Genomic DNA, 8,642 nt, shown 5'->3' on the forward strand with positions numbered 1-8,642 from the left:
AGAGCGTGCTCGAGGAGGTCGCTCAACAGGGCACCAAGTGCCGGTGTGAACCGGTCGTAGAAGCTGGAGCGAGCAACGGTCTGGTTGGTCGCGGCGGCGTAGGCCCGCTGAAACCCGGCGATAGTACGGGCTTCGCCGTCGACGGCGAAGCCCATGATGAGCGTCCAGACAAGCATCGTGATGTCGATTGTCCGGTGGCGTTGGACGACATCGCGCTCGCGCGCGATGTCTTCGATAAGCGCTACTGGAAAGAGGGAAGTCAGTCGCCGTCGTATGAGTGTTGGAGAGAGTTCTGTTAGCACAACCTCTCTCTACGCGGTTTCTGAAGATAACCTTATCAAGACAGCACCATCTGCCGGTTTCGCTCCTTAACCGAACACGGATGCTCTGACACCCAACACGACGCGTTCGTACACGTAAACGTGCCCTGGCGCGGGCGAGAGCCTTGATCGCCGCATGCGTGGCATGTTTTGGACGTGTACGCTGGATTTACCGTCTCGACGGGAATCCCGTGTTCCGCCGCTTTGTACGTGATTTGAGCGTGGAGCTTGGCGAACGCCCACCCGTGCAACCGTCGATTCATGAACTTGCCATAGTCCATATTCTCACGAATGTGCTGGAGGTCTTCCAACACTAAGACAGGATTCTCGACGTCCCGGGCGTGGGAAACCACTTCTCTCGACACGGTGTCGATGAGATGGTCGATTCGTGCCCAGAGCTCGTCTTCAAATTCTTCGTCAAGGCGGTCTGCCTCGCGTCGTTGGAGGCGGTTGGTGGCCGTGAAGTAGGTTTTACGGAGGTGGCGGACTTCACGGCTCTCGTCGCTCCAGATGTTGGGTGTGGTCGGGGTGCCGCGCTCGTCACGGTGACACACCGTGGCTAAGGCAGCCTCCCCGATATCCACCCCAATCGGCGTCTGCTCACCCTGAACGCCGAACTGGATGGTTCGACTATCCGCGTCACAGCCACGTGAAAGTACCACTCACCATCACGCTCAATGAGTTGGCACTCGCCCATCTCCGCGTCGTCGTGGTACAGGGCTTCGAGCCAGTTCCGCTTGTTCGCAGGAGGTTGCGCAGGCAACCACAAGTGGTAGTCATCGTGGTGGGGAATTTTCACGTACCATTCAATGGCGTTCTGTGGCTTGTGGTCGAGTTGTGGCCCCTCGTTGGTGAACCGAACGGGATGCGTGCCCGGTTTAAGTTCACCCGCGTCATACGTGTCCTCGTCGAGCAAGTTTGGGACGTACTGTTTGAGGGCGTTCTTCGCGTACCCGGAGAGGTCGTAGTTCACGACCACGTCATTGGTTTTGGATTGCGTGTCGCAGTTATGATCAAATGCGTCGTGGAGCGCATTGTTGTACGCGTCGACGGTCTCACGGAGCTTGCACTATTTGTGCGCGTTTGGGTCAACAAGTTTGAGTTGGAGCGTCTCCGTGAGTTCCGCAGGCATGATTACTCAGTATTGGGGTCACTGGTTCGGACGATTTTCACGTCTGCGCCACGCCAGTCTTTGGGGACGAGGACGTGCGCGCCATTCCCCGTGGGTTTGACCTCGCCCGTGATGACTTCGTGACCGTTTATTTCGAAGCGATCCTTCATAACTCAGTTTATACATTGTTTCAACGTAAACGTTACGGCCGATGGAAATCCAGTTCTGCTGATATGCCTGAATTGCGGGGCTATGCCTACCGCTCGACCTCCGCCTAAAGACTGAGGTATGCGCTAGCGACCCATATCAGAGTCGTCACTCCAGACGCCTGCTTCGCAAGCGAGCGCACATGCAACATACAATATGTCGTCGGGGTCTGTCGCACCAATTGCCTTGTCGGCCTACTCAATGAACGGATAGAAGTCTGTAGCGGGGACGATGTCGATATATTGAACGAGTAGTTCGATGAACTGATTGTCTCGGTCCGCATCCATGCCGGATTTCTCAACGATGAGATCTTCGTAGTTCCCGATTTCCTCGTGGACAACTTCAGGAGTTAGAAGATCGGGTTCAAGTGTGACAATGAGTTCGCGTGTTTTCGAATTCGCGATGAGCGCAGAGATAACGACGTTGGCGTCGACAACCAGCTTCATTCGTCAGTACTACCTCGACTCTTCTTCGAAGGATTTGCGTGCACTCTGATTGATTTTTGCGGAGATTTCCTCGACATCCTCATTGGTGAGTTCACTGCCAACGGGGAGTTCGTCCATTAGGTCGAGCTTCTTGACCTTCTCTTTGATTGCCTGGCGAGTGACTTCACTCCAGTTGATTTCTGGATGGTTTTCCATTCGCTGCTTGAGATCATCATCGACGTTGACTGTGATCGTGGGCATACAGAATACTATGGGAACATAGAATACTGTGTCTCTCGGTCGGCGACAAGATATTCTCATGGCGATCCGTGAGTCTGAATTTCCTGTTGTGACCGCTCGATGGGTAGCGGGTACACAAACAGAACGGAAAACCGTATCCGGTGGCCACGATACTTGCCTGGTATGGGACTCCTCCAAGTCATATTGTGTATCACGGGCGTCAGACACGACTACGGCGACGTGCACGGCGGGATGAAGCGGTGTCGGAACTGCGGGAACGTCAAGGAGACCGAGTAGCCTGCGGAACAGACAGAGAGCCATACACGCCCTCGAGGCAGGCTCGTCACACCCCGAACGATCGCCACGGTGCGCTCGCAGTCCGCCTCGGTGAACTACCCCACCCTACCGCTCGGGCTGACGCCCTCGCGCTTGAGGGTGGGGCTTCCTGTTTCCACGACGCGCTTCTTGATACCGCGAGAAAGGATGTTCCATGCCGCGTTTGCGTCTCTATCCGCCTCGAACCCACACGCCGGACAGGAATGTTCACGAACCCACAACGGCTTCTCCGTCGAAACGCCACAGGACGCGCACTCCTTGGTCGTCCCTCTCGGGTCAACCGCGACGAAGTGCGTCCCTTCACGTTCGCACTTGTATTCGAGCATCCGCAGGAACGTCCCCCACGCCGCGCCTGCTCGATTCCGGGAATTGCCGGGGAGTTCGACCAAGCCCTTCGCGTCCAAATCCTCGACCGCCACCAAGTCGTACTCGGTGGCGTAGTGGTTCGACAACTTGTGGAGGAAGTCTCGTCGCTTCCGTTTCAGGTCGGCGTGGCGTTCGGCCACGACTTGCCGTTGTTTTTCCCAATTCGCAGAGCCGTGTTCCTTCCGTAAAAGGTCGCGCTGGGCGCGTTCCAACCGTTCGCGCCCGTCGCTGAAGTCGGGACTCTCGATGGCACATCCGTCGGTGTCGTGTGCGTACTTGAGAATCCCCACGTCGATGCCGACGGTCTTCTCGGGATGTTCTGGTTTCTCGGGCGTGGCTTCGTCTACGTCGATGCCGAACGTGGCGTACCATTCACCAGTGGGTTCTCGTTTGACCGTGACCTGTTTGATGCTCGTGTTCTCGGGAATATCTCGGTGGAGGTGAATCGGAACCTCTCCGATTTTGCTCAACCACAGGACAGGCCGACCACTCGTATTCTTGAGTTTGAAGCCGGATTGGTTGTAAGTGAGCGACCGATACTCCCGAGGCGGTTTCCACTTGAGCATCCCCATGGCACGCCCATTTTCCTTCTGTGCTTTGAGCGTAGAGAGGTTGTCGTAGACGCGCTTGACGACCATCTGGAGTACCTTCGAGTGAACGCCTCCGAGGTCGTCCCACCACGATTTGAGGTCGGGGAGTCGCCCCTGCACCTCGTAGCGGGCGGGGATGTCGTCTGCCTCGTTGAGCAGGTAGAGAACGTGGTTGTAAAGTTGCCTACAAGTATTGACGTGGTGCAGAAGCGTCTCACCGATGTCTTCTGGCGGGTTGAGTCGATACTTGTAGTTGTACTGCATATCTTACTCGTCTGAACTGGGTTCGGAGACGCGGACGACTTTCACGTCGGCTCCGCGCCAGCGTTTGGGAACGATGACGTGGGCACTATTCCCCGACGGTTTTGCAGTCCCGTCGAGGACTTCTTCGCCTTTGATTTCAAATTTATCCATCACCGATGTATAGACTATGGATATACATAAAGGTAGCGGTGGGCCTGTGGACTGAGCGACGAACGTGTTTGAGAACTGTGCGGCGCTGTATCCCCTCCCTACTGCGCTACTCGGTCGCTTCGTTCCCTGCGTTGCTCCTTGAGGAAGGGGACTTAGCGCCTAATTCCAGTTAATCCCGTGTTCGGCGAGTCGTGGCTCCCATTTTAACAGACTGGACTTCCTCGGAGCGTAGCTTTTTGGTTCGTCAGTCCTCCGATACCCTATGCATGTCGACTCAATGGGCCACGATGCCGTCACAATGCAAGATGTGACCGGACTTGATGCCGCCATCTGCCTCCAACGTTTGGCAGTCGTCGATTGCAACGCGACTCTCGCTCAGATTGTTCTCCCATCGACCATCGAGCGAGAGTTTTCCTCATCTTCACAAGTATTGACCCATGACGTCGCTACGAACGGTGTCGCAGTGAGGCTGAACCGTTTCAACGTCGGGTGGGAGTGTAGTCAGCTATTGTCCACCCCAGAATTCAGGCCATGAGTGGTGAGACACGTACTCTCACAACGAGACTCCGGATTGAGTGGAGCCTCGCTACATTCATCGCCTTTAGCGTCGCTATCACCGGGAGTCACTTTGTCGATGCTGCTGTCGGGGAGGACGTTAGGTGGAAGTGGCTTTTTCTCACTGGTGGCGTGCTCGTCTATGAGTTTTGGTTTTTACAGCGTCACCTTTCGCGGAACGACCAGGGCGACGGATCGCTGGGAACTGCGAACGTGATAACACTTATTCGTGGGATGTTATACGCTGTCGTGGGTGGGTTTCTCATTGTCTCACCAGTCGAGGGGGTTCGGTGGATTCCGGGGCTCTGTTACGGGACTGGTGCTATTCTCGACTTTCTCGATGGGTGGGTGGCTCGCCAGACCAACCAGCAATCGACACTTGGCGCGAAACTCGATCTCTCATTCGACTTGCTCGGCGCCCTCGTTGCTTCCCTTGTCGCTATCGTCTGGGGACGACTCCCGATCTGGTATCTCGCCATTAGTGCCGCCGGCTATCTCTTCCGTGGTGGCACAGCGTACCGTCGCTACCGGGGAAGATATGTCGCGCCACTCCCCCCGAGCCGCGTCCGACGGCCACTCGCTGCTCTTCATATGATCGTAATTACGATCGCGCTAATTCCAGTGCTCTCATCCGATGTGATAGTGCCGCTCGCTACGGTCGCGATGATTCCCTCGTTACTCGTTTTTGTCCGAGACTGGCTCGTGGTCTCTGGACGAATCACGTCAGGAAATCTGGAAAGTGGGTTCCAGACGTCGGAGGAGGAAGATAGCACGAAAAGAAGAGGGTAGGCAGTGAAAGGACAACGGTTCCACCATATGTCTTACATATAATTCTTCTGAATATTATAGGAACTCAGGCACTGTCTAGTTAAGCGATTCTGTTGTAGAGTGGCGTTTCAACGTCTCTCCCGTGAATGGCTAACGAATCTCCTCGTCTCCTTATGACTAGATTTTTGGTGACGCAGTCGAATTCCGTCTTCTCACGGTGCAACCGATCTCATTATCAAGAACCAGTCGCTTTCGAACGGTGCGTAAAATCTCGTCAATCGTACCGCTGTCACTGAGTTTTCCTTATCTAGACAGTGCCATTCAAACCATTTCGTATCATCTCGAAGTCCCGCTGAGCAGTTCTTGGTTGGCCATGAACACCAAGACCAACGAACAGCTCACATCCTAAATTGTCTCAACTATAGCTATTTAGCGATAAATTATATACGATAATAATTCAATTTATGTGCATGGTCAACGAGGAGCAAAATTCAGATCGAACAGGCAAGACTGCAACTCGAAGACGATTCATCGAAGGGACAGCTACTGCGACGCTTCTTGCGGCGGTCGGATCTGATACTACGGGGGCCGTTAGGCGTACAGCGGCCTATCCATGGTCAAACGATCACGGGAACGCACGCTCCATCAAGACGAACTCGTCAACACTTTCAGTAACGGATCGACTTGAAGACCGGCGATACGTGGCGACGGGAACCCGCGCATATATCGTCGGTGATGAATCAGGACGTTTCCCAGCGATGGGATGGCACATTGAGGGCGAGATGGGTGGCGTTTGGAGTCCCCCGCTCAAGTTGCTTGACGGCATCTGGTTTGGCATTAATGATAAGTGGATCGGACGTGCAAACCGATTCACCAGTGCGTACGGGCACGTGACCATGGATTTGCCAGGGAACGAGAATCTATCTATCACGCGTACTGATTTCGTTCCTGATGGTAAACGTGCAGCCCTCTTCGGATTACAGTTTACGGCGGGTGATAAAGACGAATCCTTCACGCTCACGGTTAATGCCCACTCGGAGTTACTGAGTGCGTATCCGTGGGGATGGACAACACCCTCACAAGAGCAGTTCAATCTCGAAGATAGCGTCGAGTTCGATGGACAGCGCCTGGTTTTCCGCGAACAAGGAACGCCTCCAGTAGAAAACGCCGATCGTCACAATTGGGCAAGTGTCGTTGGAACGAAGATGGAACCAGTAAGCCACAAAACAGGCGATGAATTTTGGGGACCACAGATGCCGGTCGACGTCTGTCCTCCGGACGATGAGTCGACCGAGCAGTTGGATCCAATCCGGTGTGATGATTCCAAGATGGGCAATGGAAAAGGTGGGCAGCTCCAGTATGAAGTTGAAATTCCGGCTAATTCGACAAAAACAATCTGGGTCGGCGTTGCCGGCTCTGAATCCGGACCGGAGCCTGCCGTTGAGGAGCTCACTACAGTATTAGAAGACCCGATGGATGCACTCCAGCAAAAAGTTGCAACGCGACGCGACCTCGCTGAACGGACGCAAGTATCTCTCCCCGGTAGCAACCTATTAGATCGATCCATCAAATGGAGTAAGCAAAACCTTGCCGACAGTGTCCAAGAAGCCACAGATCTCCAGATTCGGTACACTGATGAGGGAACGCAGTACCCCGCTCCTCTCGGTGAAATCGATAGAATTCGGTTCTATGCCGCAGGCTTTCCGGACTATCAGTGGCTCTTTGCTGTCGACGGTGAGTATACGACATTCGCTGCACTCGCGGCCGGTCAGTTCGACGTCCCAAGAGATCACATGCGGGCAATTCATGAGGTCAGTCGTCTCCTCAACGAGGACACTGGAAAGGTCGCTCACGAGGTAATCACTGATGGTTCAGTGTACTATGGCGCAAATTCAGATCCTGGCAACACCGACGAGACGGCCAAATTTGCCATGGCAGTCCACCAAATCTGGCAATGGACTGGCGACGATGCGTTCCGCGATGAGATGTATGAGTTCATTGTCGATGGATTAACCTACATTACAGAGGAGCTAGACGAAGACAGCGACCTCTGGCCCTCTGGGCAGGGGAATGTTGAGCGTTCTGGCATGGGCGAGGAGAAACTCGACGTAACTGTCTATACTATCCGCGGGCTGTTTGCCCTCGCTGATATGGCTCGAAGCAAGGGAGACCAACAGACGGCGACATGGGCGAGTGATCAAGCTGGGAAGATGCTCGCGAAATTTGTTGAGACATGGTGGATCCCTGAAATTCCTCAACACGCTGGTTCAATCGACGTCCCGGAAAACGGGACGAACGATAACCGTCGCATCTATCAACGCCACTGGATTGGCGTGACGCCGATGTCTGTTGATTATGTTGACGAGTCAGGATCTGTCGTCCCTGGGATTGCAACACGAGATCATGGAAACGCTGCACTGAAACTGCGAGAGACGGCCTGTTATAGCGGAATTGGAGATGAAGAACAAACAACTCACCGGCGGAACGATGGTCTCTACCATACTGGTGGACCTGGCTGTGATAAGGGAGAGTATGAGTATACAAAATACTCAGCAGAAAAGAGTATCTTTACGCTCAACAGTGCAGTGATGGCTGTTGGCGAAGGGAACTACGGTCGGCTTGGACGTGATCAGCAGCGACGATATATGCGGGCAAACGCAACGCTTCAACTTCCGGATCCCGATGAGCAGCCCGGAGCGATGCCCGAAATAGCACCGTCACCGAATTACGGCCGGTCCATTAATCAACAGTTCACAAAGCGAGCGATGGTGCTGCAGGCATGGGGTACCTACGGTATCCTTTGGCCAGTCGTGCGTCACTATCTCGGACTACGACCCGATATGGGCCGAAAGCAACTTCAGGTCATTCCGCAGATACCGGAAGACTTCCCCCGAATAGAGGGAGAAAACATTCGCCTTGGAGAAGACGGTGCTGTGGCAGTTTCCGCAACTGTCCCCGGAAAGGCGGGACTTTATCGAACCCGAGTTTCTCCAAGCGCCGACATTGCCGAGCTTTCAGTTGGACATGTGATCCCTCCAAACGCAGAAATCGAAACTGTTCGCCTTGACGGTGAGGCGACAGACGAGTACGAAGTGCGTATGACCACACGTGGGAAAGAAGTGTCCGTCAATGCTTCCCCTGATCAAGATCACGTATTCCTCGTACGGACAAAAAAGATGTCGAGCGGTTCGTGACAGTCGGTAGTTCCCATCGTTCCTGATTACTGACTCGGTTTCTGGGGCGAGACGAGAGTAGCTGGCGCGGATGAGCGAATGATTCAACCAAAGACGGCGGTCTCACTCCAGTGAGA

Annotated in this window: 6 protein-coding genes and 3 pseudogenes; 2 read left to right on the plus strand and 7 right to left on the minus strand. The window is 54.4% G+C overall.

Going from position 1 to position 8,642, the window contains the following annotated elements; translation table 11 throughout:
• From ACR3FF_RS24005 to ACR3FF_RS24035, 7 genes and pseudogenes are all read right to left on the minus strand, one after another.
• Positions 1-302 (minus strand): annotated as a pseudogene (locus ACR3FF_RS24005) (IS4 family transposase); the annotation flags it as partial.
• A 68-nt stretch (positions 303-370) separates the two neighbouring features.
• Positions 371-1,452, minus strand: a pseudogene (locus ACR3FF_RS24010) (RNA-guided endonuclease TnpB family protein); the annotation flags it as partial.
• A 2-nt stretch (positions 1,453-1,454) separates the two neighbouring features.
• Positions 1,455-1,601 (minus strand): DUF2080 family transposase-associated protein, encoded by a 147-nt coding sequence (locus ACR3FF_RS24015; RefSeq protein ID WP_458190650.1) that lies wholly within the window; start codon positions 1,599-1,601, stop codon positions 1,455-1,457.
• Between the two features lie 123 nt (positions 1,602-1,724).
• Positions 1,725-2,084, minus strand: a pseudogene (locus tag ACR3FF_RS24020) (PIN domain-containing protein).
• A 9-nt stretch (positions 2,085-2,093) separates the two neighbouring features.
• Positions 2,094-2,324 (minus strand): hypothetical protein, encoded by a 231-nt coding sequence (locus tag ACR3FF_RS24025; protein ID WP_458190651.1) that lies wholly within the window; start codon positions 2,322-2,324, stop codon positions 2,094-2,096.
• A gap of 371 nt (positions 2,325-2,695) precedes the next feature.
• Complete coding sequence (locus ACR3FF_RS24030; protein WP_458190652.1) at positions 2,696-3,859, minus strand: RNA-guided endonuclease InsQ/TnpB family protein; 1,164 nt, start codon at positions 3,857-3,859, stop codon at positions 2,696-2,698.
• A 3-nt stretch (positions 3,860-3,862) separates the two neighbouring features.
• Positions 3,863-4,009 (minus strand): DUF2080 family transposase-associated protein, encoded by a 147-nt coding sequence (locus ACR3FF_RS24035; protein ID WP_458190653.1) that lies wholly within the window; start codon positions 4,007-4,009, stop codon positions 3,863-3,865.
• A gap of 531 nt (positions 4,010-4,540) precedes the next feature.
• Here ACR3FF_RS24035 and ACR3FF_RS24040 point away from each other — a divergent pair.
• Together ACR3FF_RS24040 and ACR3FF_RS24045 are read left to right on the plus strand one after the other, a co-directional pair.
• Positions 4,541-5,353, plus strand: coding sequence for a CDP-alcohol phosphatidyltransferase family protein (locus tag ACR3FF_RS24040; protein ID WP_458190654.1), 813 nt, complete (start codon positions 4,541-4,543; stop codon positions 5,351-5,353).
• 449 nt (positions 5,354-5,802) lie between these two features.
• On the plus strand, positions 5,803-8,526 hold the full coding sequence (locus tag ACR3FF_RS24045) for a glucosidase family protein (protein WP_458190655.1): 2,724 nt from the start codon (positions 5,803-5,805) through the stop codon (positions 8,524-8,526).
• Positions 8,527-8,642: the final 116 nt, after the last annotated feature.

The sequence above is a fragment of the Haladaptatus ordinarius genome, assembly GCF_054177595.1.

Excerpts from the sequence above, each read along its gene's own strand:
- ACR3FF_RS24015 (WP_458190650.1), bottom strand. The coding sequence starts at position 1,601 with ATGAAGGATCGCTTCGAAATAAACGGTCACGAAGTCATCACGGGCGAG.
- ACR3FF_RS24025 (WP_458190651.1), bottom strand. The coding sequence starts at position 2,324 with ATGCCCACGATCACAGTCAACGTCGATGATGATCTCAAGCAGCGAATG.
- ACR3FF_RS24030 (WP_458190652.1), bottom strand. The coding sequence starts at position 3,859 with ATGCAGTACAACTACAAGTATCGACTCAACCCGCCAGAAGACATCGGT.
- ACR3FF_RS24035 (WP_458190653.1), bottom strand. The coding sequence starts at position 4,009 with ATGGATAAATTTGAAATCAAAGGCGAAGAAGTCCTCGACGGGACTGCA.
- ACR3FF_RS24040 (WP_458190654.1), top strand. The coding sequence starts at position 4,541 with ATGAGTGGTGAGACACGTACTCTCACAACGAGACTCCGGATTGAGTGG.
- ACR3FF_RS24045 (WP_458190655.1), top strand. The coding sequence starts at position 5,803 with ATGGTCAACGAGGAGCAAAATTCAGATCGAACAGGCAAGACTGCAACT.